Annotated in this window: 23 protein-coding genes; 13 read left to right on the top strand and 10 right to left on the bottom strand. The window is 63.9% G+C overall.

Annotated features, from left to right (window positions below; translation table 11 throughout):
- Window positions 1-3: 3 nt before the first annotated feature.
- On the top strand, window positions 4-285 hold the full coding sequence (locus FQ746_RS31745) for a hypothetical protein (RefSeq protein ID WP_144113803.1): 282 nt from the start codon (window positions 4-6) through the stop codon (window positions 283-285).
- A 6-nt stretch (window positions 286-291) separates the two neighbouring features.
- Here the strand turns inward: FQ746_RS31745 and FQ746_RS31750 are convergent, their stop codons facing one another.
- Window positions 292-1278, bottom strand: coding sequence for a LysR family transcriptional regulator (locus FQ746_RS31750; protein WP_144113765.1), 987 nt, complete (start codon window positions 1276-1278; stop codon window positions 292-294).
- A 132-nt stretch (window positions 1279-1410) separates the two neighbouring features.
- On the opposite strand from FQ746_RS31750, the gene FQ746_RS31755 reads away from it, so the two are divergent.
- The gene (locus FQ746_RS31755) at window positions 1411-2427 is read left to right on the top strand and encodes a zinc-binding alcohol dehydrogenase family protein (protein WP_144113766.1); all 1017 of its coding nucleotides are present in this window, start codon (window positions 1411-1413) and stop codon (window positions 2425-2427) included.
- Between the two features lie 212 nt (window positions 2428-2639).
- Window positions 2640-3224 (top strand): DUF6013 family protein, encoded by a 585-nt coding sequence (locus FQ746_RS31760; RefSeq protein ID WP_144113767.1) that lies wholly within the window; start codon window positions 2640-2642, stop codon window positions 3222-3224.
- A 43-nt stretch (window positions 3225-3267) separates the two neighbouring features.
- On the opposite strand, the gene FQ746_RS31765 is transcribed toward FQ746_RS31760, so the two are convergent.
- Window positions 3268-4086, bottom strand: a complete 819-nt coding sequence (locus FQ746_RS31765; RefSeq protein ID WP_144113768.1) for an ABC transporter permease — start codon at window positions 4084-4086, stop codon at window positions 3268-3270.
- The gene (locus FQ746_RS31770; RefSeq protein ID WP_144113769.1) at window positions 4083-4817 is read right to left on the bottom strand and encodes an ATP-binding cassette domain-containing protein; all 735 of its coding nucleotides are present in this window, start codon (window positions 4815-4817) and stop codon (window positions 4083-4085) included. Before FQ746_RS31770 ends, FQ746_RS31765 begins: the two co-directional genes overlap by 4 nt.
- A gap of 129 nt (window positions 4818-4946) precedes the next feature.
- Between FQ746_RS31770 and FQ746_RS31775 the strand changes: the two genes are divergently transcribed.
- Both FQ746_RS31775 and FQ746_RS31780 read left to right on the top strand, forming a co-directional pair.
- Window positions 4947-7421 carry an AsmA family protein gene (locus tag FQ746_RS31775; RefSeq protein WP_144113770.1) on the top strand — a complete coding sequence of 825 codons (2475 nt, stop codon included), beginning with the start codon at window positions 4947-4949 and terminating at the stop codon, window positions 7419-7421.
- Between the two features lies 1 nt (window position 7422).
- A complete protein-coding gene (locus tag FQ746_RS31780) occupies window positions 7423-7602 on the top strand; it encodes a hypothetical protein (RefSeq protein WP_144113771.1) in 180 nt (59 codons plus the stop codon).
- Between the two features lie 124 nt (window positions 7603-7726).
- Here the strand turns inward: FQ746_RS31780 and FQ746_RS31785 are convergent, their stop codons facing one another.
- Window positions 7727-8221, bottom strand: coding sequence for a hypothetical protein (locus FQ746_RS31785; protein ID WP_144113772.1), 495 nt, complete (start codon window positions 8219-8221; stop codon window positions 7727-7729).
- Window positions 8222-8614: 393 nt separating this feature from the next.
- On the opposite strand from FQ746_RS31785, the gene FQ746_RS31790 reads away from it, so the two are divergent.
- The 3 genes from FQ746_RS31790 to FQ746_RS31800 all read left to right on the top strand — a co-directional run bounded on the left by FQ746_RS31790 (window position 8615) and on the right by FQ746_RS31800 (window position 12941).
- Entirely contained in the window at window positions 8615-10273 is a 1659-nt protein-coding gene (locus tag FQ746_RS31790; protein ID WP_144113773.1) for a sensor histidine kinase, read from the top strand.
- 94 nt (window positions 10274-10367) lie between these two features.
- The gene (locus FQ746_RS31795) at window positions 10368-10889 is read left to right on the top strand and encodes a response regulator (protein WP_144113774.1); all 522 of its coding nucleotides are present in this window, start codon (window positions 10368-10370) and stop codon (window positions 10887-10889) included.
- A 78-nt stretch (window positions 10890-10967) separates the two neighbouring features.
- Window positions 10968-12941, top strand: a complete 1974-nt coding sequence (locus tag FQ746_RS31800) for a response regulator (RefSeq protein ID WP_144113775.1) — start codon at window positions 10968-10970, stop codon at window positions 12939-12941.
- A 70-nt stretch (window positions 12942-13011) separates the two neighbouring features.
- Here FQ746_RS31800 and mscL read toward each other — a convergent pair whose 3' ends face one another.
- The 4 genes from mscL to mfd form a co-directional block, all read right to left on the bottom strand.
- Window positions 13012-13458: a large conductance mechanosensitive channel protein MscL gene (mscL, locus tag FQ746_RS31805; RefSeq protein ID WP_144113776.1), complete on the bottom strand. Its 447-nt coding sequence runs from the start codon at window positions 13456-13458 to the stop codon at window positions 13012-13014.
- A gap of 109 nt (window positions 13459-13567) precedes the next feature.
- Window positions 13568-14602 (bottom strand): threonine/serine dehydratase, encoded by a 1035-nt coding sequence (locus FQ746_RS31810; RefSeq protein ID WP_144113777.1) that lies wholly within the window; start codon window positions 14600-14602, stop codon window positions 13568-13570.
- Window positions 14603-14675: 73 nt separating this feature from the next.
- Window positions 14676-15929: an acetylornithine deacetylase gene (argE, locus tag FQ746_RS31815; protein ID WP_144113778.1), complete on the bottom strand. Its 1254-nt coding sequence runs from the start codon at window positions 15927-15929 to the stop codon at window positions 14676-14678.
- Between the two features lie 176 nt (window positions 15930-16105).
- The gene (mfd, locus tag FQ746_RS31820; protein ID WP_144113779.1) at window positions 16106-19588 is read right to left on the bottom strand and encodes a transcription-repair coupling factor; all 3483 of its coding nucleotides are present in this window, start codon (window positions 19586-19588) and stop codon (window positions 16106-16108) included.
- Between the two features lie 121 nt (window positions 19589-19709).
- On the opposite strand from mfd, the gene ispD reads away from it, so the two are divergent.
- Window positions 19710-20435, top strand: a complete 726-nt coding sequence (ispD, locus tag FQ746_RS31825; protein ID WP_144113780.1) for a 2-C-methyl-D-erythritol 4-phosphate cytidylyltransferase — start codon at window positions 19710-19712, stop codon at window positions 20433-20435.
- A gap of 39 nt (window positions 20436-20474) precedes the next feature.
- A complete protein-coding gene (ispF, locus tag FQ746_RS31830; RefSeq protein ID WP_144113781.1) occupies window positions 20475-20954 on the top strand; it encodes a 2-C-methyl-D-erythritol 2,4-cyclodiphosphate synthase in 480 nt (159 codons plus the stop codon).
- A 57-nt stretch (window positions 20955-21011) separates the two neighbouring features.
- On the opposite strand, the gene FQ746_RS31835 is transcribed toward ispF, so the two are convergent.
- Together FQ746_RS31835 and ompR are read right to left on the bottom strand one after the other, a co-directional pair.
- Window positions 21012-22361, bottom strand: coding sequence for an ATP-binding protein (locus FQ746_RS31835; protein WP_144113782.1), 1350 nt, complete (start codon window positions 22359-22361; stop codon window positions 21012-21014).
- A gap of 56 nt (window positions 22362-22417) precedes the next feature.
- Complete coding sequence (gene ompR, locus FQ746_RS31840) at window positions 22418-23152, bottom strand: two-component system response regulator OmpR (RefSeq protein ID WP_409932452.1); 735 nt, start codon at window positions 23150-23152, stop codon at window positions 22418-22420.
- A 229-nt stretch (window positions 23153-23381) separates the two neighbouring features.
- On the opposite strand from ompR, the gene FQ746_RS31845 reads away from it, so the two are divergent.
- Genes FQ746_RS31845 through FQ746_RS31855 form a run of 3 tightly spaced genes read left to right on the top strand, consistent with a single transcriptional unit; the run spans window position 23382 to window position 26656 of the window.
- A complete protein-coding gene (locus FQ746_RS31845; RefSeq protein WP_144113804.1) occupies window positions 23382-23720 on the top strand; it encodes a hypothetical protein in 339 nt (112 codons plus the stop codon).
- A gap of 51 nt (window positions 23721-23771) precedes the next feature.
- Window positions 23772-25382, top strand: coding sequence for a DUF1800 family protein (locus FQ746_RS31850; protein WP_144113783.1), 1611 nt, complete (start codon window positions 23772-23774; stop codon window positions 25380-25382).
- 47 nt (window positions 25383-25429) lie between these two features.
- Complete coding sequence (locus FQ746_RS31855) at window positions 25430-26656, top strand: DUF1501 domain-containing protein (protein ID WP_144113784.1); 1227 nt, start codon at window positions 25430-25432, stop codon at window positions 26654-26656.
- Window positions 26657-26661 lie beyond the last annotated feature (5 nt).

Raw genomic sequence — 26661 nt, forward strand, 5'->3', positions numbered from 1 at the left:
AACATGAAGACCACACCGCAATCCTCCGATGGCGACAAGCAAGCCGATCCACACGCCGCCAAGCATCCGGAGTCGATGCAGGAGGCGTCCGCGCCGTTGCCGCACGAGAACGATCAGCAGGCCGAGTCACAGCACGAGGAGAATCCGCGTCACGTCGGCAAGCAGGCGCATAGCGACGTCGAGCGCGGACTGCAGGACACCGACCGGCGCGGCGGCGACGATTATCAGCAGAAGACCCAGAACGACGCGCACACCGACGTCAATTCGGACCAGAAGCCGGACTAGGCCAGGCTAGCTTGAATCAGAAGCGGAACTGGCTGGGCCGATTCCTGGCTCGACATCCCAATACGGTGGATCGCCGAAATGCGCGGCGAGGAAATCGATGAAGGCGAGCGTCTTGGGCGGCACGAACGCGCGGCTCGGATAGACCGCCCAGATGGCGACGGTTTCCGCGAGCGGATAGCTGTCCAGCACGCTGACGAGTTCGCCGCTGCGCAGAAAAGGCGCGACGTCCCATGTCGATTTCAGCGCGATGCCGAAGCCGTCCAGCAAAGCATCGCGAATCACTTCGCCGTTGTCCGTGACGAGTCGTCCGGTCACCCGCACGGTCAGGTTGCCCGCAGGGGTGACGAACGCCCAGTCGCGCTGATCCGACAGCAGCACGCATTCGTGCTGCGCCAGATCGGACGGATGATGCGGTGTGCCATGCGCGGCGAGGTAGGCGGGCGACGCGCACAACACCCGGTGGTTGACGGCCAGCCGCCGCGCAATCAGCGACGAATCCTTCAGCTCGCCGACGCGGATCGCAACGTCGACCCCGGCGTCGACCAGATCGACGATGTGATCGGTCAGACGCAGATCGACGCTGACGCCCGGAAAGCGCCGCAAAAATTCGCTGATGACCGGCGACACATGCTGCCGCCCGAACGCGGACGACATCGACACGCGCAAGCGGCCCTGCGGTTCGGCGAGCGCCCGCCCGACCGAGGCGCGCGCGGCGTCCGCCGCATCGAGCAGCGCCTGGGCGCGGGCCATGAAAACTTCGCCGTCCTGCGTCACGCTGATTCGACGCGTGGTCCGGTGCAGCAGACGCGCGCCCAGCAGCTTTTCGAGTTGCGCGATGCGCGAACTCGCTACCGCTGCGGAAAGCCCGAATTCGCGCCCGGCCGCAGACACGTTGGCAAGCAGCGCGGCGCGCACGAACAGCGCGACGTCCAGCAGGTCGAGACGCTCACGGCCACTGGCGTTAGTCGAAACAGACGACGGCGGAATATCCATTGTTCTGAAAATCAAAAAGATGTTTCAGTCATTATGGCGGTTTTGCGAGAAGAAAAAAGCTCTTAGGATGAGCGCACTGGGATCGGCGGCCTGCCGGTCCCGTCTTTCCAAACGAAACGAACAGGAGTTGCAATGAAAGCCGTGGGTCTATACCGCTATTTGCCGATCGACCAGACCGAATCGCTGGTCGATGTTGAAATCCCCACCCCGCAAGCAACCGGCCGCGATCTGCTGGTCAAGGTGGAAGCCATCTCCGTGAACCCGGTCGACACCAAGGTGCGCGCGCCGAAAGACAAGGTCGAGCCGGAACCGCGTGTGCTGGGTTGGGACGCGGCGGGCACGGTGGCCGCGGTCGGTCCGGACGTGACGCTGTTCAAGGTCGGCGATCCGGTGTTTTACGCGGGCAGCATCACGCGGCCGGGTGCGAACAGCGAGTTTCATCTGGTCGATGAACGCATTGTCGGGCGCAAGCCGGCGTCGCTCGATTTCACGCACGCCGCGGCGCTGCCGCTGACTGCGATTACCGCGTGGGAAGCGCTGTTCGACCGCCTCGGCGTGTCGCCGCAAGGCGCGGACGAAGGCCGCACGGTGCTGATCGTCGGCGGGGCGGGCGGGGTTGGGTCCATCGGTATTCAACTGGCCAAACAACTGGCGAAACTGAAGGTGATCGCCACTGCGTCGCGACCGGAATCGGCGAAATGGTGTATCGACCTGGGCGCCGATCACACCGTCGACCACTTCGGGAACGTGCCCGCGCAACTGAAGCAACTCGGCATCGAGCAGGTCGATTACGTGCTGATCTTCAACGATACGGACAACAACTTCGCGGCGGCGGTCGAGGTTTTGAAGCCGCAAGGTGGCATCTGCACGATCGTCGAAAACAGCAAGTCCTTGCCGATCGAACTGTTGAAGCCGAAGAGCGGCGCGTTCCATTGGGAGTTGATGTTCACGCGCTCCATGTTCGGCACGCCCGACATGATCGAGCAGCACAAGCTCTTGACCGAGGTGGCGCGCCTCGTCGACGCCGGAGCGTTGCGCACAACGTTGGGCGAAAACATCGGCAGGATCAACGCGGAAAACCTGCGTCGCGCGCACGCTCTGCTCGAAGCCGGACGCGCAATCGGCAAGCTCGTGCTGACGGGCTTTTAAGGATAGAAACGCTCGTCCTGCTGCCTGAAGAAGACGCTGAAAAGTCACCTCGACAAGCGGGTATACACCCGCTCTTCAGGCAGCGCGTAGCGCTGTGCTTGGCGTTAGACTGACAACGCATCTTGCCAGCACAGTTGCGTGTCCCTTGACCGGCGCAGTCGTCGCCATCGGCTCAAAGCGGGCGGGCAGCGATACAACAACGAGGTGACAGTATGAGCTCCAGCTACCCACGCTCTGGCGTGTCCGTGGTCGCGTCTCTGGCTACTCTGGCTACTCTGGCTACGCTCGCGGGCGCATTGATCGCGGTAATCCCGGCCGCAGAAGCGGCCACGCCGATTACCGTGACATCGCAATCGGCGCTCGACGGACCGATTCGCTACACCGTGCGGGTCACGTCCAAACAGTTCGGCAATGCGCAGGAAACCCGCACGATCCGCTCCGGTCAATCCGACGACTTCACGTGGAAGACCGTGCCGCCCGGTGGTCCCGTCGCGGCAACGCAGGCCTGCCCCAACTACACTTCGCTACCCCTCGATGCCAACGGCGCGATGATCCGCCAGACGCAGATACGCTTTGCGCCGGTGGTCGGCAGCGACGGTACCGCGACGGTGCAACTGAGCTTCCAGGCGCAGATGCCGCAAGGCGACAAGTCGGTGACGAGCGGCGGTCAGACGATCAAGTGTCCGAACGACGTTACCGTCAGTCAGATCGTGCGCTTTACGATGGCCACCAGCGGCAGCACGAAAACGCTGACGCTCGACGACGGCACTGAAATAGCGGTAAGCGCGAAGCGCTAAAGCGCGGGCGACGAGCCGCTTCGACGGCAAGCCGGCGGCTTCGTCACGGACTTCCTTGGCGGCGCCGCGCCGTGCGTTCCACGAGTCGCGCCGACAGAAACCGGTGCTCGGCCGAAAACAGCCGGCGGTACGTGAGCAGCACGGCGCCCACCGTCCCCAAGGCGGACGAAGCGGCAATCAGGAACATGATCACGATCTGATAGCGCACCGCCTGGAGCGGCGACTGTCCGGCGAGTACCTGACCGGTCATCATGCCGGGCAGGCTCACGACGCCGACCACCGCCATCTGGTTGAGCGTCGGCATCATGCCGGCCCGCACGGCCTGGCGCGCCGGGTCCTGCGCCGCTTCCCAACGGGTGGCGCCGAGCGCAAGTGCCATGTCCACCCGATCGCGCCGCGCGGTCAGTTCCTCGATCATCCGTTCTATCCCGAGCGAGACACCCGTCAGCGTGTTGCCGAGGATCATGCCGAGAATCGGAATCGCGTATTGCGGTTCGTACCATGGGTGAATGCGGATTACCGCGAACAGTCCGACGGCGCCGACCAGCCACGCACTGACCCAGATCGACAGGACACTGTCCGCGCGTTGCCCGGCGTAAGTGCGGCTGCCGCGTTGCGCGCCGGCGAAGCCCGCGATCAGCGTCATCGCGATCATCAGCGGCAGCACCACGAACCAGTGGCTGTAGCGGAACACCCAGCCGAGCACGTAGCCGATGGCCAGCAGTTGCACGACGGTGCGTACGGCCGCCCACGCGAGCCGGCGTTCGAGATCGAGCTTGAGCGCGACCGATATCGCGCCGTTGACCACGATCAGCAGCGCTGCGATCGCGACGTCCCAGAGACTCAGGTTTTGCAGGCTCATGCGCGCGCCTCGTGCGGGAGCGACGCTGCGGATGCCGTTTCGTCCAGCACGCCGGCGCGCATGCTCAGATGCCGCTGGCTCATGCGCGCGGCCTGCGCCGGATCGTGCGAGACCCAGATGGATGCGTGCTTGCGGGAAGCGGTCGCGCTGGCGTCGTCGTTATCGGCAAACCACGCATGCACCAGCGCTTCGATGGCTTGTGACGATTCCGGGGCGAGCGATGCAGTCGGTTCATCCAGCAGCAGGACTTCGGGTGAGAGTTGCAGCACGCGGATCAGCGCGGCGATCTGCGCTTCGCCGCCGGACAATTCGCTCGCGCGCTTGTCGAGGAAGCCGGGACCGCGGCCCGCCTGTCCAACGAGCAGGGCCGCGCGCGCACGATCGAAACGCGCGTCGCGATACGCGCGCAACGTGAACGGATAACGCAGATTGTCTTCGACGCTGCCGTCGATCAACGCCGGCCGCTGCCGCAGATACGCGACGCTGCGTCGATAGCGAGGGATCGCGCCGCGCCCGATGCTCGCGCCACGCCACAGGACCCTTCCCGCATCGAGTGGATCGAGCAGCGCGAGCGCGCGCAGAAACACGCTCTTGCCCGAGCCGGATGGCCCGGTGATGGCGACGCGGTCGCCGGCTTGCAAAGCGAAGTCGGTCGGTTGTAGCAATAACGCGCCGCTCGACGCGTCGCGCCGTGCGATATCGTCGGCGAGAACGAGGGGTGAATCCGGCATGGGCACGTAGGGAAGAGGTATCGGGCTGCCGCATGATAAATCGACAGGTCTTAGGCGGTCATGCGCTATCGGTCGGGCACGCAACGTGCTGCCCGAGCAGCAACGTATAAAAACCCGCGGAGCCTCTCAATGGCAGTGTCGAGCACGACTGGCAGGCGCATCGGAAAAATCATCGCATGGTTGGTGGCAGTCATCGTGATTCTGATTGCAGCCCTGGCGATTTTCATTCTGACCTTCGACTGGAATCGGGCACGGCCCTATATCAACGACAAGGTCACTCAGGCCATCGGCCGGCCGTTCGCCATCAATGGCGACCTCAAGGTGGGCTGGCGGCATCCGGTGGGCGAGACCGGCTGGCGCGCGTGGGTGCCCTGGCCGCGGTTCTCGGCAGCCAATATCACGGTGGGCAATCCGGACTGGGCCAAGCGCCCGCAATTCGCGACGCTCGATGAAATCGACTTCCAGGTCGAGGTGCTGCCGCTGCTCGCGCATGACATCGTAATTCCCGCAATCAATCTCGTGAATCCTTCCGTCGACCTCGAGCGCGTGTTCGATGGACGCAATAACTGGACGTTCAAGCTGGCATCGTCGAGCGGCCCGTCCGAGTGGAAGCTCGAACTGCACGACATCGCGTTTGCCAAGGGCAACGTCGCGCTCGCCGATCAGCAGAACAAGGTCGACCTGCAGATGGTCGTGGATACGCTCGGCCAGCCGATTCCGATCGGCGAGGCCATGAAGCAGCAGGAAGCGGCGTCGCGCAGTGCGTCCGCGGAGGCGATCGGCAAGGCGGGCGCCAGCAAACTCAAGGCGCAGGCAACCGCGCAGGCGGCCTCGGAGGCGGCGGCTGCATCTGCGGCTGCGGCGTCCGGCGCTTCGTCGACGGATGTCACGGCGTCCGGCACGACGGGGGCCACGGGCGCATCCGGCGCACTGGTCGCCGGTGGATCCGAAGGGGCCAGCGGCACGAGTGCGGTGACCTCTGTCGCATCCGGCGCGTCGTCGGCTAGCGACGCTGAGTCGGGCAGCGCGGCCAAACCGGCGATTCCGCCCTATGCGATCGGCTGGACGGTCAAAGGCACGTACAACAAGACGCCGGTGTCGGGTAGCGGCAAGGTCGGCGGCGTGCTCGCCTTGCAGGACGCAAACCGGCCGTTCCCGGTGCAAGCCGACGTAAAGGCGGGCGACCTGCACGTGGGTCTGGTCGGCACGATCAACGACCCGACGCACCTCGCCGGGGTTGACCTGCGGCTCTGGCTGCAGGGCAACAGCATGGCGCGCCTTTATTCGCTGACGGGCGTGACCCTGCCGGATACGCCGCCGTATGCGACCGAAGGGCGCTTCGTCGGGCATTTCAAGCCGGGCGCCAGCATCTTCAAATATGAAAATTTTACAGGCCGGGTGGGCGGCAGCGATCTGAACGGCTCGCTGACCTATACGGCACGCAAGCCGCGTCCGCTGCTGCAGGGCGAACTGATTTCGCATCTGCTGCAATTCTCGGATCTGGCGCCGGTGATCGGCGCCGACTCTAACGCGAGCAAGGCTAAACGCGGCGATGCGACTGCGCAGCCGGGCAACAAGGTGCTGCCGGTCGAAGAGTTCCGCACCGACCGCTGGAAGGCAATCGACGCCGACGTGAAGTTCACCGGCCGGCGCATTCTGAAAGACCCGGATCTGCCGATCACCGACCTGTACACGCATATCGTCATGAGCGACGGTGTGCTCTCGCTGGAACCGTTGAAGTTCGGCGTGGCGGGTGGATCGCTCGCATCGAACATTCATCTCGACGGCAGTACCACGCCGCTGAAGGGACGCTTTTCGACTTCGGCGCGTCACCTGAAGCTCAAGCAGCTGTTCCCGAACGTCAAGACCATGCAGAGCGCGCTGGGGGAAATCAACGGCGATGCAGCGCTGAGCGCAACGGGCAATTCACCGGCGGCATTGGCGGCGACCTCGAACGGCGAGATCAAGGCGCTGGTCACGGACGGCACGGTGAGCCGTCTGTACATGGAAGCGGCCGGCCTGAACGTGGCGAACGTGGTGTACGAAAAACTGTTCGGCAAGCGCGACGTGAAGATCAACTGCGCGGCCGCGGATTTCGTCGCCACCAACGGCGTGCTCGATTCGCGCGTGTTCGCACTCGATACCGACGACGCGGTGATCGACATCGACGGCAACGTGAACCTGCGTGACGAGTCGATGGACCTCGGCATTCATCCGCATACGAAGGGCTTCCGGGTCTTCTCGCTGCGCTCGCCGCTGTACGTGAAGGGGACCTTCAAGGACCCGCACGTCGGCGTGGACGCAGCCGCGCTCGCATTGCGCGGTGGCGCGGCGGTGGGACTCGGTTTGATCAACCCGTTCGCGGCGCTGATTCCGTTGCTCGCGCCGAGCAACAACAAGCCGCTGCCTTGCGCGCAGTTGCTCTCGCAGGTGCGGCAGGCGCCGACGGCGCCGCCGCCGGGCGTCAAGCAGGCGCCGAAGGCGGCTATCTCTCTGGACGGCGCGCCGGTCAACAAGTCGTCGGGCAGCACGACGGCGCCGGCCGCCGATCGTAAGCCGGCGGCGGTGCCGCCGGCCAATGCGGCGCAATACAAGGGGAACTGATATGTCGATCCTGCCCGCAGACTGGTGGACGTGGACCTTGGGTGGCGGACTGTCGTTCGTGTTCCTGTGGTTGATCAGCGTACCGCCCGCGCGCGGTCGCTTCGACCGGTTCGATACCGGTCGTGGCACACGCGCCGGCGGCACGGCCTCGCCGCATCAGACGAGTCATGGCGCATCGTAAGATGTGAATCCGGCCGTCGCAGCTGGATGGAGCTGAAATAGAAAGTCACGCCGCTCGAAGCATTCGCAGCGGCGTGACTTTTTTTGATTGCCGGTATCGGCAGTAAGACAGGAAGATTGGCCGCTTATCTGAGAGAGCGCGGTGCTGCATCCCCAGCCGCGTCCTGCCGGCGAATCCCGCGACGAGTGCCGCTCACACGAGTCGCACCAAATTCCGCGAGAATCTTGCCGCGTGCGCGACTGGCAAAAACGAGAAAGCCGAAACCATCCGCCTCGTACCAGTAGCCGCCGTTCTCGAGACCGTCGAGCGGCTGTTCGAGCGCATTGGTAATCGATTCGATGCAGCGGCGCCGGAGTTCCGCGGGGGCGGGATACGGCGGTTGAGCGCCACGCACGCTGCACAGGAGCACGTCCAGACCTGGCAGAGCGTGAGCATAGAGAACCGGCTCGTCTTGCGCGCGGGCGCGCGCAATTTTGGTGTCGAGCTGGCCGAACGGCTTGAAATGTCGCAGCACCGCGAGGAACGACTCATCGCCGTCCACCTTCACGCGCCTGCGCTTTTTCGGGAAGGACATAAAAATTCGCCTGAAAAAGAATTGCAAGAAACGCAGCGTCCTCATGCGACAACTCCCGGCTTCGCGCGCCGCACGTCGATCTTTTATAGCATACGACCAAGCCGGATTCACGATGATTCGACGCCACCGTCGTCACACCGTTTCCCGCACGAATCATGCCGAACCGCCTCGCCGCGCGCTTTCACTTCCAAAACAGCTGGTCTCCATCATAGACGCACGCGCCGCGGAAAAAACATCGTATACCAATAAAAAATGTCACTTTGGTATGGTCGGGCGCATAGGTTCGCTACGTTGAAATATCTCGAATTCACGTCGATAATGGCCCGTCCGGCCGCACCACGCCGGGTTTGCCCGGCTTTATGCGCAGCGAATTGCCGGTTCGGTGAGTTGCGGGCAATCGGATGCGCCGCCGCGGCTTGAACGACCCTTCCGACGAACATGAAATTATTCACCAAGGGTCTGCTGTTGATTGCCGTGCCGAGCCTGGTCGAGCTGACGCTGCTGGGCGTCGTCTTCGATACCCAGCAGCAGGCCGCACAGGCCGCGGTCTGGGTGGCCAACAGCAAGCAGATCCTCTATCAATCGGCGGCGCTCGTCGATCCACTGTTGCGACAGGCGGCGCGAGTGCGCACGGGCATGGTGGCGGGCGACCCGGCGTTCATCGACCGGCACACCGTGTGGGTCGATCTCGGCGACCGTCTGACAAAGCTCGAGACGCTGGTCGCCGATGCACCGCAGCAGGTGGAACGGGTGCACGCGATGCAGCGGGCGATCGATTCGTATCGTCTGCAAAGTGTCGCCATCGCTCAGGCGTTGCGTGCGGGCGATCGTCTGGAACCGTTCGTCGCGCTGGAACAGGGTGCGCTGCCGCAGCAGATCGGACAGTTTCGCGAGCAGCTGGCGCAGTTCGACGCCGAAGCATCGCGGCTCGACAACGCCCGCGGCGCGGCGCTCGCGCGCCGGCGGGCCCGTCAGCAGGCCGCATTGATCGCGGCCGTGCTGGGGTCGATGCTGATCTGGGCAGGCACCGCGATCGTCTTCGCGCGCAGCATCGGCAGGCGTTTCGAAGTGCTGACCGGCAATGCCGAACGCCTCGGTCGCGGCCGGTCGCTGGCGGCGCCGCTGTCGGGCAACGACGAAATCGCGGCGCTCGACGCCGTGCTGCATCAGACCGACGCGCGTCTGCAGTCCGCCGAAGTCGAGCAACGCGAGCTGAAAACCCGGCTCGAAGCCCGGGCCCGCGAGCTGGCAGGTGTCAACGAGGAGTTGCGCCAGGAGACGCAGGACAACGAGATGTTCATCTACAGCGTGTCGCACGATTTGCGCTCGCCGCTGGTGAATCTGCAAGGCTTTTCGAAGGAGTTGCAGGTATCGTGCGACGAACTCGATAGTCTGGTCGCCGAGGCGAAACTGACCGACGCCGAGCGCCGCCGGCTGACGCAGATTCTCGACGGCGACGTGCGCGAGTCGCTGCAGTATCTGCGGACCGCGGTGACGCGGGCGGCGGCGATCATCGAGGCGCTGTTGCGTATTTCGCGGGCGGGGCGGCTCGAATATCAGTGGCAGCGTGTGAATGTCGGGCGCGTCGTGAGCCGGGTCGTCGCCACGCTGCAGACCAGCATCGAACAGCGCGGCGTGATGCTGACGGTGCGCGAGTTGCCGCCCGTGTGGGGCGACCCGGGAGCGGTCGAACAGATTTTCGTCAACCTGATCGGCAATGCATTGAATTACCTCGATCCGGCGCGGCACGGGCGCATCGAAGTGGGCGCCCTGGAGCCGGAGCCGGCCGTCGAGGCCGATCACGCTACGGGCAACGGTATCGGCAACGGCACCGGTTCCGCCGACGGCATCACCGCGGTCCGCATGCGCACGTACTACGTGCGCGACAACGGCCTCGGCATTCCGGCCGCGTATATGTCGAAGGTGTTCCGCGCGTTCCAGCGGCTGCATGGGGATATCGCGAGCGGCGAGGGTATCGGCCTCGCGCTCGTGCGTCGCTCCGTCGAGCGGCACGGCGGACGCGTCTGGGTCGAGTCGGCGGAAGGGGCGGGTTCGACGTTTTTCGTGGTGTTGCCGGAGCAGCCCGCGCGTCGTTGAAACGGATGTCACGAAGTGAAGGCCCGCGAAATAACCGCGGCAAAAACATCGAGTAAGAGCAGTACGCATAACCGAAACCTGAGCGGGAGCGTAAATGAGTCACGGGGATACGGTCAGCATCGTGCTGATCGAAGACGACGACGGCCACGCTACTTTGGTCGAGCGCAACCTGCGCCGTGCGGGAATTTCAAACGGGTTCGTGCGCTTTCGCGACGGCCAGCAGGCGCTCGATTATTTTTTTGGACCGGCGTCGGCGTCGGCGTCGGCGTCGGCATCGACCGCCTCGGCCGAGGTCGGCCGCGCGGTGCCGCTGGTGCGTCCGGCGCGCGAGGAGTTGACCAACTTCGTCGTGCTGCTCGATCTGAAAATGCCGCGCGTGGATGGCTTCGAGGTGCTGCGGCGTTTGAAAGAGTCGCCGCAGACCGCCGCGGTGCCGGTGATCGTCCTGACCACCACCGACGATCCCCGCGAAATCACCCGTTGTTATGAGCTTGGCTGCAATGTCTACATCACCAAGCCGGTAGAGTACGACGCGTTCATCGAAGCCGTGCGGCGGCTCGGGTTTTTCCTGCAGGTCGTCAAGCTGCCGCCCGGCCAGCGCCTCGCGGCGCCGTGATGCAAACTTCACGTGCAGCTTTCCGAAAGCCGCGCGTGACAAGATAATCGAGTCGCTCCCAGCCAGAGAAGATTACGCATGACCGAAGAAGTATCCACGCTGCCCGCCGCCTACATCCTGGTCGTCGACGACGACGAAGGGATCCTGCGGCTCGCGCGCAAGTCGCTCGAACGCGCCGGTTGCCGGGTCGCCATCTGCGCCGGCGTCGAAGCGGCGCGCGAGCGACTCGCCGCCGGCAGCCCCGACCTGCTGGTGCTCGACTATCAGTTGAGCGGGCCGGAGACCGGGCTCGACTTCTTCCGCCGTCTGCGCGCCGAGGGCGTGCGGATTCCCGCCATCCTCGTGACCGGCTTCACCGACGAATCGCGGGTGATCGAAGCATTGCGCGCGGGTGTGTCGGACGTCGTGCCGAAGTCCGGCGACTACCTCGATTACCTGCCCGAAGCGGTCGAGCGCGTGCTCTCGCAAGTGCGCCTGCAACGCGCCTCCGACGAAGCGCTGCTGCTGCGCGATCGCGAGCAGCATTACCGCACCTTGTCCGAAGCGTTGCCGCATCTCGTGTTGACCTGCAACGCGACGGGCGACTGCGATTTTCTGTCGAAGCAGTGGTACGACTACACGGGTCTCGCCGAAAGCAGCGTCTACGGCATGGCGTGGCTCGACGCCGTGCATCCGGACGATCGCGAGACGGTTCGCCGCAACTGGCTCAAGACGCTCTCGGGCGACGGCGGCGATTACCACCACGAAATGCGGCTGCGTCGCCACGATGGCGAATATCGCTGGTTCGATGCGCGCGTAGTGGGCATGCGTGACGCCGAGGGCGTTGTTGCCAAGTGGTTCGGTAGCTGGACCGACATCCATTCGCAGCGCGAGGCGATCGAAGAGCGGGAGCGTCTGCTGGCCTCGGAACAGGCCGCGCGGCAGACCGCGGAAGAAGCCAATCGCGCCAAAGATCGTTTTCTGGCGATGCTGTCGCATGAATTGCGCACGCCGCTCACGCCGGTGCTGGCCGGTGCCAGCGTGCTCGAGATGATCCCCGATTTGCCGGACCAGGCCCGCGCGAGCGTGCGCATGATTCGCCGCAATGTCGAACTGGAAGCGCGGCTGATCGACGATCTGCTCGATCTCACGCGAGTCGCGAACGGCAAGCTGCGACTGTCGCTGGAAACCGTCGACGTGCACGACGTGATGGACAGCGTGCTCGAACTGTTCCGCAGCGAAATTCAGGTCAAGCAGCAGGACGTGCACGTGCATAAGGACGCGCGCCATCACTATGTGCTCGCCGACCGCGCCCGTTTGCAGCAGATGCTATGGAACCTGATCCGCAACGCCGCGAAGTTCACGCCGGACGGTGGGCATATTTATGTGCGTACGCGCGACGAGCGCATGCACTTGCAGATTTCAGTCGAGGACACCGGCATCGGCATCGAAGCCGCGCAGATCGGCAAGCTATTCAACGCGTTCGAGCAGGGCAACCAGAACATGACGCGCCAGTTTGGCGGGCTCGGCCTGGGTCTGGCGATCACCAAGGCGCTCACCGACGTGCACGGCGGCACGGTCGTCGCGCAAAGCCCTGGCGCTCACTGCGGCGCGACCTTCACGATCACGCTGCCGACCGCGGCCGAGCCCGCGCAAACTTCGCCTGTGATTGTGCCCGACGCGATCCATCCGAGCGGTCTCCTGACTATTCTGCTGATCGAGGATCACGCGGATACCGCTGAAGTGATGGCGCAACTGATCCAGAGCCTCGGTCACGATGTGACGACCGTCGGGCGCGTGGACGATGCGCTGGCCGCGACGCAACTCAAACGCTTCGATCTGATTGTCAGTGACGTGGGATTGCCCGATGGCACAGGGCTCGATTTCATCAAGGCGTTCCGCGTGCATTCCGATGCGCCGGCCGTTGCATTGACGGGTTTCGGTACCGATGAAGACGTGCGACGCTGTCTGAGCGCGGGCTTCAATTCACATCTGACGAAGCCGGTGAATTTCGGTCAGCTGGAGACGATGATAGAAGGGGCGGTGAATCTGAAGGCGCAGAAAGAAGCTTGAGGTGAAGGCTTCGAGCGTTGCTCGACCATTGAAAAAGCCGGTTTGCGTTTCACGCAAACCGGCTTTTGTTTTAGCGCGGCGAGTCTTTCAACGAATCGCGGATTTCGCGCAGCAGCAGCACGTCTTCCGGCGTGGGCGGCGGCGCGGCCGGCGCGGCTTCAGCCGGCTTGCGCAGATTGTTGATGAACTTCACCATCAGGAAAATGATGAACGCGAGAATGATGAAGTTGATTGCCACGGTGATGAACGAACCGTAGCCGAACACCGCCACGCCCGCCGTTTGCAAGTCTTTATACGACTCGGGGCTGCCTTTGAAGCTAGGTGGAATGTCGCCGAGGCGGATGAACTTGTTGGAGAAATCGAGGCCGCCGGTGGCGAGTCCGACAACCGGCATGATCAGGTCTTTGACAACTGAATTGACGATGGTGGAAAACGCGCCGCCGATGATCACACCGACTGCCAGATCCATCACGTTGCCTTTGAGGGCAAATTCCTTGAATTCCTGGATCATGCTCATAGGGGTTCCTCCGTAAAGTTGACAGAGAATGATACCAACCTGAGACGGATAGGCTAGCCCTTTAGCGGCTCTTTATAGGGCCTTGGCACAGGAAAATACCCATCGATTCTCAATCTGGAAACTGTGACTCGCTCTGACGCGCACGCTCTATATGCGCGGCAAAACTGACCGGATCGGTATTGGTCCCGCACAGTAGAACGCCGACGCGTTTGCCTTGCAGCTTCTCGCGCAGCGGACCGAGCAAGGCGGCAGTCGCCGCAGCACAGGCTGGCTCGACGGCCAGCTTCAGGTGTCCAAACAGGATGAGCATGGCCGCGCGTAACTGGTCGTCGGAAACCGTGACCAGTTGATCGATATGACGGCGGCACAACTCATAGCTGTACTGTTCCGTATGCGGTGCCATCAACGAATCGGCAATGCCGTGCATCGCGTTCAGCTTCACCGTGTGATTGGCCGCGAAGCTCTGACCCATCGCGTCCGCGCCTTCGGGCTCCACGCCATACACATGCACTTGGGGATTCGCGAGACGCATGGCAGTGGCGACGCCGGCCGCGAGTCCGCCGCCGCCAATCGGCACGATGACCGCTTCGAGGTCCGGCGTCTGCGTCGCCCATTCGTAGCCGAGCGTGGCCGATCCCAGTACCGTGCGATAACCGTTGAACGGATGCACGAAATAGCGGCCTTCCTCGGCTTCGATACGGCGCACCAGATCGAAGGCTTCGGCGATGTTCTCCGCGAACACGATCTCCGCCTGGTATTTCCGGCACAACGCGACGCGAGCCGGATTCGCGGCGCGAAACAACACAACCTTGGCGCTGACGCCAAGCCGCATAGCCGCATACGCAACCGCGACCGCGTGATTGCCGCCCGATACGCACGTTACGCCCGCATTGCGCTGCGCTTCGTCGAGCGCGAGCAGATTGGTGAACGCGCCACGCGCCTTGAAGCTGCCGCCCGACTGCAGCAACTCGAACTTGAAATTCACCAGCGTACCTTCGAGCGATGCGAAGTCGAGCCGGTCGAAAACCGGCGTTCGCGTCACCCAGGGCGTGAGCGCAAAATGCTGCGCGGCGATGTCGTCGAGCGTGGGAATCGGCTCGCCGTCGATGGTGTGATCGGAGTGCTGCGGTGTGGCCGTTGACATGGTAGAGCGGTGACGTGGGATTAGAAGTTCATCCAGCGTGGCGGCGCTTTCGTTAACGCCACGCCGTGCGGTTTCAACGTGCGTGTGCGTCGACCGACATGCTGTGCACGAACTTCTGCAGGAAACGTTCGCATTCCACCAGCTGATCGAGCGCGACGAACTCGTTGGCCCGGTGCGCCTGCTGGATGTCGCCAGGCCCGCACACGATGCTCGGAATGCCTGCCAGCGAGAACAGTCCGGCTTCGGTGCCGTACGCGACCTTACGCTTGTCCTGGTCGGCGGTCAGCGCGCGCACGAGTTGCGTGATGGCGGCCTGTTCGGACGAATCGAGCCCGGGCGCCGCAGCAATCCTGGTGATTTCGATGGCGGCCGACGGGTGCTCGCGCAACATCTTCGGCAGCAGCGTTTCGCGGGCGTACTGATCGATACGGGCGAAGATGGGTTCCGGGTCGAGCGTGGGCAGATTGCGGAATTCGAACTGGAACTTGCACTCGGCCGGCACCGTGTTGATGGCGTTACCGCCGACGATCGTGCTGGTTTGCGCGGTCGTGAAGGGCACGTCGTATAGTTCGTCGAACGGACCTTGCTCGCGGAACTGATCGGCCATATCGCGGATATAGCAGATCAGACGCGCGGCGTACTCGATGGCGTTCAGCCCTTTCGGCGTCAGCGACGAGTGCGAGGCCTGGCCGCGTACGCAGCACTGGTAGGCGTTGATGCCCTTATGCGCCACGATAGGCCGCATGCTGGTCGGCTCGCCGACGATGCAGCCTTCGGGCTTGACGCCGCGCTTCAATAGATCGTTGAGCATGAGCGGCGCGCCTGCACAACCCACTTCCTCGTCGAACGACAGCGCGAAGTGAATCGGCTTGGCGAGCTTCGTGCGCTGCATCTCGGGCACGAGCGTCAGCGCCGCACCGATAAAACCTTTCATATCGCAAGTTCCGCGGCCATACAACTTGTCGCCGCGAATCTCCGGCTTGAACGGGTCGCTCTCCCAATCCTGGCCGTCCACCGGCACCACGTCGGTATGGCCCGATAGCACGACGCCGCCATTGGTCTCGCCGTCGTGCGCCGGAATGGTCGCGAACAGGTTGGCCCACTTGCCGCTGGAGTCGTGCGTGAGCGTGGCTTCCACGCCGGCTGCGCGCAACTCGTCGCGCACGGTTTCGATCAGGCCGAGGTTCGGATTGCGGCTGACCGTGTCCATCGACACGAGGCGGGTGACCCAGGGAAGCGAAGCGGGTGTGGCGGGGGAGGACTTCGAAGCAGAGGCGGACGAGGAAGCGGAAGAACTGCTGGACTGCGATTCGACGACGTGCGACATGGCGTGACTCCTGCATTTTGAGTCTATCGATCATACCCAAAAATAATCCGGCCGTATGCTGCGGAGCGCGTTTGCGCGCCGCAGCATAGGAGAAAAACGCTATACGTAGAGGGTTTTAAGCGGTTTCGTCGCCATGACGTCGGTCATGGCGTCATCAACTCGCCATCATTGCGCTGTCATCGCGTTGCAACCGGCGTTGCCGCGCCTTTGGTCGGCGCGCCGAGTGCACGCAAGGTCTCCTTGACCGTGGCGACCCGCACCGCGAGGTCCGGCGTGCGGGTTTCGATGCGCAGTTTGTCCTGACCCGCGAGCTTGATGTGCTTGTGCTTCTGCACCATCTCGATGATCCGCATTGCGTCGATGGGCGGGTTCGGAATGAACTGCAGGCCGATGACCGCTTCGCCCGCATCGATCTTCGAAATGCCCAGCGGCTTCGCCGCGAGCCGCAGACGATGCGTTTCGACCAGCGCCTGCGCCTGCGGCGGCAGCTTGCCGAAGCGGTCGATCAGCTCTTCCTGAATGCCGTCGATCGAATCGTTGTGCTCGCAATTGGCGAGCCGCTTGTAGAGCGACAGACGTTCCTGCACGTCGCCGCAATAGTCGGCTGGCAAGATGGCCGGCGCGTGCAGATTGATCTCGGTGGTCGCAGCGAGCGGCGCGGTGAGATCGGGCTCCTTGCCTTCCTTGAGCGCCTTCACCGCGTCGTTGAGCATGTCGGTATACAACTGGAAGCCGATTTCGTGGATCTCGCCCGACTGCTTGTCGCCGAGCACTTCGCCCGTACCGCGAATTTCCAGGTCGTGCATGGCCAGATAGAAACCCGAGCCGAGTTCTTCCATCTGCTGGATGGCTTCGAGCCGTCGTTGCGCCTGCTTGGTCAGGCCTTGCGGATCGTGCACCAGCAGATACGAATACGCCTGGTGATGCGAGCGACCCACGCGACCGCGCAACTGGTGCAACTGTGCGAGCCCGAACTTGTCGGCGCGGTGAATCAGAATGGTGTTGGCGCTCGGCACGTCGATACCGGTTTCGATAATCGTCGTACACAGCAGCACGTTGGCACGTTGCGCAACGAAGTCGCGCATGACGCGCTCGAGTTCGCGCTCGTGCATCTGGCCGTGCGCGACCGAGATGCGGGCTTCGGGCACCAGCGCTTCGAGCATCTGCCGGCGGTTCTCGATGGTCTCGACTTCGTTGTGCAGGAAGTAAACCTGGCCGCCGCGTTTCAGCTCGCGCAGCATCGCTTCGCGAATCACGCTGTCTTCTTCGCGGCGCACGAAGGTTTTGATGGCGAGGCGTTTCTGCGGAGCGGTCGCGATCACCGAGAAATCGCGCAGTCCTTCGAGCGCCATGCCGAGCGTCCGCGGAATCGGCGTGGCGGTGAGCGTGAGCACGTCGACTTCCGCGCGCAAGGCTTTCAGCGCCTCTTTCTGACGCACGCCGAAGCGATGCTCCTCGTCGATCACCACCAGTCCGAGCCGCTTGAACTGCACGTCGGACGACAACAGCTTGTGCGTGCCGATGACGATGTCGACACTGCCGTCGTTGATCTGCTGGATGGCCGCGTTCACTTCCTTGGTCGACTTGAAGCGCGACAGTTCGGCAATGCGCACCGGCCAGTCGGAGAAGCGGTCGGTGAAGGTTTGCGTGTGCTGCTCGGCGAGCAGCGTGGTGGGCGAGAGCAGCGCGACCTGCTTGCCGCCCATTACCGCGATGAACGCCGCGCGCAACGCGACCTCGGTCTTGCCGAAGCCGACGTCGCCGCACACGAGCCGGTCCATCGGTTTGCCGCTCGTCATGTCGCCGATCACGGCGGCGATGGCCGCGGCCTGATCGGGCGTTTCCTCGAAGCCGAAGCTCTCGGCGAACTTCACGTAGTCTTTCGGTTCGAGGCTGAACGAATGACCCTGGCGCAACGCGCGGCGGGCATACAGGTTCAGCAATTCTGCAGCCGTGTCGCGAATCTGCTGCGCGGCTTTGCGCTTCGCTTTTTCCCACTGACCGGAGCCGAGCGAATGCAAGGGCGCGCTTTCCGGGTCGGCGCCGCTATAGCGCGAGATGACATGCAACTGCGCGACCGGCACGTAGAGCTTGCTGTCGCCCGAATATTCGAGGTGCAGGAACTCGGTTTCGCCTTCGCCCAGGTCCATGGTGACGAGACCCATGTAGCGGCCGATGCCGTGCTGCGAATGCACGACCGGATCGCCGACCTTTAGCTCCGACAGGTCGCGCACCATCGAATCGACGTTGCTGGCCTGTTCCTGGCGCCGCCGTCCGGTGCGTCGCGCGAGCGGCCCGTACAACTCCGTTTCGCTGATGATGGCGATGCCGTCCACCGGAATCGCAAAGCCGTTCGCAAGCGGTGCGACGCCCAGGGAGAAGCGCGCGTCGCTAGCGAGCCAGTCCTGGAAGCTGTCGCTCGACGCGGGTTTCAGATGATTGTCGGCGAGCAGTTGCAAGAGCGTCTCGCGCCGGCCGGCCGATTCGGCGACGAACAGCACGCGGTTCGGCGTGCTGGCGAGATAGCTGCGCAGCGCGAGCGCCGGGTCGTCGGCGTGACGGTCCAGCGCAAGGTTGGGCAGCGGCGTCGACCAGCCGCCGCCGGCATTGGCCGGCAGCACGAGACGCGCGAACGGCTTGGCGAACGTGAAGAAATCTTCGTCGGACAGAAACAGCCGCTCCGGTTCCAGAATCGGCCGGTCGCGATCGTGCGAGAGGAAGTTGAAGCGCTGCTTCGTGTCGTTGGTGAAGCGGCGGATGGCCGCTTCCAGATCGCCGACGAACGCGAGTTGCGCGCCTTCGGGCAGATAGTGGAACAACGTTGCCGTTTCATCGAAAAACAGCGGCAGGTAATACTCGATGCCCGCCGACGGCACGCCGTTGCCAATGTCTTTGTAAATCGATGCGCGGCTCGGATCGCCCTCGAACGTCTCGCGCCAGCGGCTGCGAAACGCGGTGCGCGCGGCTTCGTCGAACGGGAATTCGCGGCCCGGCAGCAGGCGCACGTCCTTGACCGGATACAGGCTGCGTTGCGTGTCCGGATCGAACGCGCGAATCGAATCGACCTGGTCGTCGAACAGGTCGATGCGGTACGGCAGCGGCGAGCCCATCGGGAACAGGTCGAGCAGCGAGCCACGCACGCAGTATTCGCCGGGCCGCACGACCTGGCTTACGTGTTCGTAGCCGGCGAGTGTGAGTTGCGCTTTCAGGCGCGCTTCGTCGAGCCGCTCGCCTTGCGAGAACGCAAACGTATAACCGGCGAGGAACGACGCCGGCGGCATGCGATACAGCGCGGTGGTGGCGGGCACCAGCAGGATGTCGCAGCGGCCTTCGCCGAGATCGTGCAGCGTGGCGAGGCGTTCGGAGACGAGATCCTGATGCGGTGAAAAGGTATCGTAAGGAAGCGTTTCCCAGTCCGGCAGCAGACGCACGCGGGCTTCGGGCGCAAAAAAACCGATTTCCTGCGCGAGCCGCTGGGCGTCGACGGCGCTTTCGCAGACCACGGCGAGCAACGGCACCTGCGTGCGATAGGCCAGGTGGTAGCGGGCGATCAGGAGCGCATCGGACGAGCCATGCGTGCCGTCGAAGGCGAAACGCTGGCCGGCCTTGACGAGCGCGACGGGCGGGGAGGACTGCGATGAAGCGACGTTGTCTGGCATAGAAGAGAAAAAGCGGCCTCGGGCTCACCCGTGATCGGCAAGCTTACGCGGCTCGGAGCATGAATGCGAAGGACCTATTATAAAATCCGTCCTTTACTTTGACCTCGCGGCGTCCGCACTCGTGACTTCCCGTCTTTTTGCCCTGATTCCGTGCGCTGGCACCGGCAGCCGTTCCGGCGCCGCGATGCCCAAACAATACCGCACTGTCGCCGGTCGCGACATGCTGCATTACTCGCTGGCCGCGTTCGACGCGTGCAGCGAGTTCGCGCAGACCCTGCTGGTCATCGCACCGGGCGACCAGCATTTCGATGGCCGCCGCTTCGGCCGGCTGCGTTTCGCGGTGCGTCGCGACGGCGGCGCGTCGCGCCAGGCGTCGGTGCTGAACGGCCTGCACGCGCTCGCCGGATTTGGCGCCCGCGACGACGACTGGGTGCTGGTCCACGACGCCGCGCGGCCCGGCATCACGCCCGCGTTGATCCGCACGCTGGTCGGCGCGTTGAAGGACGACCCGGTGGGCGGCATCATGGCCTTGCCGGTCGCCGATACGTTGAAGCGCATCGACCCCGCGTCCGATGCCCGCATTGCCCGCACCGAAGCCCGCGACGGACTCTGGCAGGCGCAGACCCCACAGATGTTTCGCATCGGCATGCTGCGCGAGGCGATCCTGAAGGCGCAGGCCGACGGCCACGATCTGACCGACGAAGCGAGCGCGATCGAATGGTCGGGGCATGCGCCGAAACTCGTGCAGGGCAGCTTGCGCAACTTCAAGGTGACCTACCCGGAAGACTTCGATCTGGCCGAGGCGATTCTGTCCCGGCCCGCGACGGCCGCGACGGCGGCTTCGTAATTCGACCACTTACTTTTCAATCGAGCGGACTACACGCATATGGATTTCAGAATTGGGCAGGGCTACGACGTACATGCGCTGGTGCCGGGGCGTCCGCTGATCATCGGCGGCGTGACGGTGCCTTACGAGCGCGGCTTGCTCGGTCATTCGGACGCGGACGTGCTGTTGCATGCGATTACCGACGCGTTGTTCGGCGCTGCGGCGATGGGCGACATCGGCCGTCATTTCTCCGATACGGACGCGAAGTTCGCCGGCGCGGACAGCCGGCTTCTGCTGCGCGAATGTGTCGCGCGCGTGAAAGCGGCGGGCTTCGATATCGCGAACGTGGATAGCAGCGTGGTCGCGCAGGCGCCGAAGCTGGCGCCGCATATCGAAGGGATGCGCGCGAATATCGCGGCCGATCTGGATCTGCCGCTCGATCGCGTGAACGTGAAAGCGAAGACCAACGAGAAACTGGGTTATCTTGGCCGCGGCGAGGGGATCGAAGCGCAAGCGGCGGTGTTGCTCGTGAAGCGTTGAGCGCATCGAAGCCTTGAGCGGCGCGAATCCCTAAGCGCCGCGAGTCATCGAGCGCCGCTAAACTCCTTTAGCCAGCGGAAACTCGATCGTCACTTCGAGCCCCGGTAGCGGCGTGCGGTTGCGCAAGCGCAGCGCACCGCGATAACGCCCCACCAGCCGCTGCACGATGGCCATGCCGAGTCCGGTACCGTTCGCTTGCGTCCGCGCCGAATTCACGCGATAGAACGGCCGCGTGACCAGCGCGAGTTGATCTTCGGGAATGCCGGGGCCTTCGTCCACCACCGACAACTCCACCCGCGAGTGCGAGACGCGCGTTTCCAGAATGACGTGCGGAATGCCGTCGCCGTCGCTCAATCCATATTTTCGGGCGTTTTCCAGCAGATTGCCGACCACCCGGCGCATATCGGTTTCGTCGGCTTCGATCACGGCGGAAGGCGCGAGGCGGGTGATCAGCCGCATGCTGTCCTCGCTTTGCATGCGCGCGGCGAGTTCGCTTGCGATCACCGACAGATCGACCGGTTCCGGCACCCGTTGCACCGGCCGCGCGTAATCGAGGAAGCGGCCGATGATCATGTCCATCTGCTCGATGTCGTCGACCATCGCGTCCTTGGTCGACTGATCGGACGGGCTCATTTCGGTTTCGAGCCGCAAGCGCGCGAGCGGCGTACGCAGATCGTGCGAGATGCCCGCGAGCATCAGCGCGCGATCGGCTTCGAGCTGCTCGAGGTCCTGCACCATCTGGTTGAAACTGCGATTGGTCTCGGCGGCGACGCCCATGCCGCGCTCGGGCAGCGGTTCTGGCGATTGCCCCGAGCCGACCTTGCGCGCGGCCATCGCGAGACGTGCGAACGGCCGGTTCACGAGACTCGTGATGAACGCCGCGCCGAACAGCGAGAGCGCGAGCGCGAACACGCCCCAGCCGGCCCATTGCAGGCCCGTGGCGTTATCGAGTTGATCGCGGTCGAGCGCGACCCAGTAATCGTCGTCGTCGATCTTGAAGCTGATCCACACGCCGGGAATGTCGTTGACGCTCTGCGCAATGACGGTGTCGTCGCCGAGCCGGCCGCGAATGTCGTGTTCGATCAGGCGGTTCAGGGACTCGTCGGGCTGAAGCTTGTACTTGTCGGTGGTTTCGCGCGGATACACGCGCACCCCTTCATTGCTCTCCAGATCCTGCAGCAACGCGCGCCGCAGGTCGGGATCGGAATAGAGGAGAGCGGTGCGCGTGAGCTTCACGACGGCGACCAGTTGCAAGGCCACGCGCTGCGCGCGCGGCTCGCGTTCGATCACCCGGAAGCTCTGGAACCACGCGGCGAGACTGACTGCGATCAACAGTGCGATCAACAGAAAGGTCCGCCAGAAAAGGCCGCCGAACGCGAGCGTCAGGAGGCGCCGGTCGATCCGCATGGGCCCTTCTTATCTGGAAACAACAGCGGGAGGCGAGAACAAACCCGGGGTCAAACTCAGGCTGCGCCGTCGGGAATGAACACGTAGCCCAGACCCCACACGGTTTGAATGAAACGCGGGCTGCCCGGGTCCGGCTCGATCAGCTTGCGCAGACGCGAAATCTGCACGTCGAGACTGCGGTCGAACACTTCGTATTCGCGGCCTCGGGCGAGTTCCATTAGCTTTTCGCGTGACAGCGGCTGGCGCGGATGGCGGGCAAACACCTTCAGCACCGAGAATTCGCCCGTGGTGAGCGGAATTTCCTGACCAGCCTTGGTGAGCGTACGCGTGGCGAGATTCAGTGCGAACTCGCCGAACTCGAACACCTCGGTGGTTTCGGACGGCGCGCCCGGCAGTTCCGAAGGCGACTGGCGGCGCAACACGGCATGAATGCGTGCGACCAGTTCGCGCGGATTGAATGGCTTGGGCAGATAGTCGTCGGCGCCCATTTCGAGTCCGACGATACGGTCGACGTCTTCACCCTTGGCCGTCAGCATGATGATGGGCGTGCGGTCGTTGCTGCCGCGCAGGCGGCGGCAGATGGACAGCCCGTCTTCACCGGGAAGCATCAGATCGAGCACCAGCAGGTCGAAGCGCTCACGCACCCAGAGCTTGTTCATGGACGGCGCATTCTCGGCGACATAGACATTGAAGCCCTGTTCGCCGAGGTAGCGGCGCAGCAGATCGCGCAGGCGTGGATCGTCGTCGACGACGAGGATTTTCGAAGGGTTTTTAGTTTCCATGGACGGCATCTTAGCGCGATTAGAAAGTGGAGCGCGGTTGCATCATTTACCGGGTTACAGTCGGTTACAAAATTTACCCGCGCGGTGGCACGACGTAAAGCATGGGCAGGTAGACTCCTTTACTGATTGCGGCTGTTAGGTGGATACTCCACTCGACTAAAACTCTTGCACCCGGCTCGTCATCGGGGTCCGCATACGCATTTGAGGTCGTCGTTTGCCGCGCCACGAAGGGAACAACATGAAGGGAGGGGTTTGGCCGAATGTGCGCCTGAGCGTGATTGCACTGGCGGTTGCCGGTACGCTTGCAGGCACGCTGCGACCAACGGTCGCCTTCGCCCAGGCTTCTGCCGACCGCGTCGCGAACAGAGTTGAAAACGAACGCGGCTCCCGCGCCAGCGGCGCCAGAGCAAGCCGGCGCACCTTCGAAACCGAGCGTCCGGCATCCGACGTGATGTTGCGCACCGTAGTTCCCCCCGATCTGGATCAACGTCGTCGTGATGGTCATATGACGCCCGACGAACGACGCCTGTTGCGCCAGCATATCGAAGATGCCGTGCGCGAACTCTACAAGCGTTAGCTATTTTCGTGCCTGGCCGCGACCACCGACGTGCGAGTCTGTCACAAATTCATGAAGAAATGGCTACCTTCAGGTTATAGCGGCATCCGTGTGGCGGTCTTCGCTAGCGCACTCGCCGTCGTCTGCGGCAGTCTCGTCGCGACCGCCGCCCAACTCAGTCCAACCCACCGTTCGCGCGACAAACTGTCTGCAGCGGCTGCGGCGACCGTTGCTTCGACCAGCAACCAGGAAGTGCTCGACCCCGAAGACGCGCGCTTCTTTCTGACGCGAACCGGCTTCGCGCCCGACAACGCCGAACTCGCGCAATACATTGGCCTCACGCGCGAGCAGGCGGTCGACAGGATCCTCGCCAACACGCGAACCGAAGCCGTTACACCGCTGCCCGAGTGGGCGAGCGAACCCATCCCGACGCGCGACACACGCCGCGGATGGAGCGTCGACGAGCGTCATGCCGAGCAGCGGCTGCGTACGCAGCGTTACGAACAATTACGCGCATGGTGGGTGCGTGAGATGCTCGTGACGCCCTCGCCGCTGACCGAACGCATGACGCTCTTCTGGCATAACCACTTCACTTCGGGTCAGGACAAGGTCGCGTATCCGCAACTGATGGCGCAGCAAAACCGGCTGTTGCGCCGCGATGCGCTGGGTCGCTTCGGCGAGTTGCTACACGACGTCGCGAAAGACCCGGCCATGCTCCAATATCTGGACGGCGCGGGCAACCGGAAAGGCAAGCCGAACGAGAACTTCGCTCGCGAAGTGATGGAACTCTTTACGCTCGGCGAAGGAAATTACACGCAGCGCGATGTCTCCGAAGCCGCGCGCGCATACACGGGCTGGAGTCTCGACGCCGATACGCAAGCCTACGTTTGGCGCGCGAATCAGCACGACGACGGCGAGAAGACCGTGCTCGGTCGAACCGGTCCGTTCGATGGCGACCAGATGCTCGACATCCTGCTCGATCAACCGGAAACGGCCACCTTCGTCACGACCCGGCTGTGGCGCGAGTTCGTCTCCGATACGCCGGATGCGGCCGCGATCGCGCCGATCGCCGAGCGGTTTCGCGCGAGTCATGACGACGTGCGCGTGGCGCTGCGTGCGCTGTTCCTGAGCAACGCGTTTTGGGACGAAGACAATCGCGGCGTGCTGGTGAAGTCGCCGGTGGAATTCGTGGTCGGCACGCTGCGCGAATTCGACGTGGACTACGACGACACCGCGCCGTTTGCCGCGCAAATCCGCACGCTCGGCGAAAACCTGTTCTATCCGCCGAATGTCAAAGGCTGGCCGGGCGGCACCACGTGGATCAACAGTTCCACGTTGCTCGCGCGCAAGCAGTTCGTCGAACGGCTGTTCCGCGCGACGGAAGCGCCGGGCAAGATGACCATGCAGACCGCGCAGCCGGTGATGGCCAGCAACGCCACCGACGCAACTCGTATCTTGACGAATCAGCTCCGACCCGTCCGGCGCGGCGGCGTGCATTTCGACATCGATACATGGCTCTCGCAATACCGGCTGGCGCCGATGACGAAGCCTGGCCTCTCGGCCGAACTCCAGTTGCAGCACGCAGTCTTGCCGCTCGCACCGGTCGATGCGATCGAAACCGGCGCGAGTGCGAATGCCTATCTGCAAGCCCTGCTGATGGACCCCGCGTATCAACTGAAATGAGCGGCTGAAGCGAGCGCGCGGCGCGCACGAACCGAACGAGGTGCAGCATGAAGCGACGTGGTTTCCTTTCGTTGGGCGCGGCAGCGGGCGCGACGCTCTGGCTGCCGCGTGCTGTCGGCGCGCAGCCGCTACTCCAGCCGCCGGGTTCATCGGCGTCCGCGCGCGGCTACGACAACCTGCTGATCCTCGTCGAGCTGAAGGGCGGCAACGACGGTTTGAATACCGTGATTCCCTTCGCCGACCCGACGTACTATCAGCTGCGCAAAAATATCGGCATCAAGCGCGATCAGGCGATTCAACTCGACGAACGCACTGCGCTGCATCCGTCGCTCGAGGCGTTGATGCCGCTGTGGCAGAGCCGGCAACTCGCGATCGTGCAGGGCGTGAGCTACGCGCAACCCAACCTCTCGCATTTCCGCTCGATCGAAATCTGGGACACGGCCTCGCGCGCCGATCAATATCTGCGCGAAGGCTGGCTCACGCGCGCCTTCGCGCAGGCGCCGGTTCCCAATGGTTTCGCGGCCGACGGCGTGGTGATCGGCAGCGCGGAAATGGGCCCGCTCGCCAACGGTGCGCGCGCCATCGCGCTCGTCAATCCGGCCCAGTTCGTCCGCGCGGCGCACCTCGCCACACCCGTGTCGCTGCACGAGCGCAACCCGGAGCTCGCGCACATTCTCGACGTGGAAAACGACATCGTGAAGGCCGCCGACCGCCTGCGCCCGACTCAAACGCAAACGCCTTTGCAGACAGTGTTTCCCAGCGGCGCGTTCGGGACTTCGATCAGGACGGCGATGCAGGTGCTGGCCGCGGGCGACACGTCGCAAGGACAACCGCGGCGCGGCCAGGGCGTGGCGGTGATCCGTTTGACGTTGAACGGTTTCGACACGCATCAGAACCAGCCCGGCCAGCAGGCGGCGCTGCTCAAACAACTGGCGGAAGGTTTCGTCGCGATGCAGTCGGCGCTAGTCGAACTCGGCCGCTGGAACGAGACGCTGGTCATGACCTACGCCGAGTTCGGACGACGACCGCGCGAGAATCAGAGTAACGGCACCGACCACGGAACGGTGGCGCCGCATTTCGTCATGGGCGGGCGGGTGCAGGGCGGTTTGCATGGGGTCGCGCCGGAACTCGCGCGGCTCGACGGCAACGGCAATCTGCCGGTCGGCGTCGATTTCCGGCAACTTTACGCAACCGTGCTCGGCGACTGGTGGGGACTCGACGCCACGTCGATCTTGCAGCAGCGCTTCGAACCGTTCCCGCTGCTGCGGGTATGACAGCG

Source organism: Paraburkholderia sp. BCC1886 (assembly GCF_900996245.1).
GTDB lineage: Bacteria > Pseudomonadota > Gammaproteobacteria > Burkholderiales > Burkholderiaceae > Paraburkholderia.

Bases quoted from the DNA above. Each gene is read 5' to 3' on its own strand.
- FQ746_RS31745 (WP_144113803.1), top strand. From the start codon at position 4: ATGAAGACCACACCGCAATCCTCCGATGGCGACAAGCAAGCCGATCCA.
- FQ746_RS31750 (WP_144113765.1), bottom strand. From the start codon at position 1,278: ATGGATATTCCGCCGTCGTCTGTTTCGACTAACGCCAGTGGCCGTGAG.
- FQ746_RS31755 (WP_144113766.1), top strand. From the start codon at position 1,411: ATGAAAGCCGTGGGTCTATACCGCTATTTGCCGATCGACCAGACCGAA.
- FQ746_RS31760 (WP_144113767.1), top strand. From the start codon at position 2,640: ATGAGCTCCAGCTACCCACGCTCTGGCGTGTCCGTGGTCGCGTCTCTG.
- FQ746_RS31765 (WP_144113768.1), bottom strand. From the start codon at position 4,086: ATGAGCCTGCAAAACCTGAGTCTCTGGGACGTCGCGATCGCAGCGCTG.
- FQ746_RS31770 (WP_144113769.1), bottom strand. From the start codon at position 4,817: ATGCCGGATTCACCCCTCGTTCTCGCCGACGATATCGCACGGCGCGAC.
- FQ746_RS31775 (WP_144113770.1), top strand. From the start codon at position 4,947: ATGGCAGTGTCGAGCACGACTGGCAGGCGCATCGGAAAAATCATCGCA.
- FQ746_RS31780 (WP_144113771.1), top strand. From the start codon at position 7,423: ATGTCGATCCTGCCCGCAGACTGGTGGACGTGGACCTTGGGTGGCGGA.
- FQ746_RS31785 (WP_144113772.1), bottom strand. From the start codon at position 8,221: ATGAGGACGCTGCGTTTCTTGCAATTCTTTTTCAGGCGAATTTTTATG.
- FQ746_RS31790 (WP_144113773.1), top strand. From the start codon at position 8,615: ATGAAATTATTCACCAAGGGTCTGCTGTTGATTGCCGTGCCGAGCCTG.
- FQ746_RS31795 (WP_144113774.1), top strand. From the start codon at position 10,368: ATGAGTCACGGGGATACGGTCAGCATCGTGCTGATCGAAGACGACGAC.
- FQ746_RS31800 (WP_144113775.1), top strand. From the start codon at position 10,968: ATGACCGAAGAAGTATCCACGCTGCCCGCCGCCTACATCCTGGTCGTC.
- mscL (WP_144113776.1), bottom strand. From the start codon at position 13,458: ATGAGCATGATCCAGGAATTCAAGGAATTTGCCCTCAAAGGCAACGTG.
- FQ746_RS31810 (WP_144113777.1), bottom strand. From the start codon at position 14,602: ATGTCAACGGCCACACCGCAGCACTCCGATCACACCATCGACGGCGAG.
- argE (WP_144113778.1), bottom strand. From the start codon at position 15,929: ATGTCGCACGTCGTCGAATCGCAGTCCAGCAGTTCTTCCGCTTCCTCG.
- mfd (WP_144113779.1), bottom strand. From the start codon at position 19,588: ATGCCAGACAACGTCGCTTCATCGCAGTCCTCCCCGCCCGTCGCGCTC.
- ispF (WP_144113781.1), top strand. From the start codon at position 20,475: ATGGATTTCAGAATTGGGCAGGGCTACGACGTACATGCGCTGGTGCCG.
- FQ746_RS31835 (WP_144113782.1), bottom strand. From the start codon at position 22,361: ATGCGGATCGACCGGCGCCTCCTGACGCTCGCGTTCGGCGGCCTTTTC.
- ompR (WP_409932452.1), bottom strand. From the start codon at position 23,152: ATGCCGTCCATGGAAACTAAAAACCCTTCGAAAATCCTCGTCGTCGAC.
- FQ746_RS31845 (WP_144113804.1), top strand. From the start codon at position 23,382: ATGAAGGGAGGGGTTTGGCCGAATGTGCGCCTGAGCGTGATTGCACTG.
- FQ746_RS31850 (WP_144113783.1), top strand. From the start codon at position 23,772: ATGAAGAAATGGCTACCTTCAGGTTATAGCGGCATCCGTGTGGCGGTC.
- FQ746_RS31855 (WP_144113784.1), top strand. From the start codon at position 25,430: ATGAAGCGACGTGGTTTCCTTTCGTTGGGCGCGGCAGCGGGCGCGACG.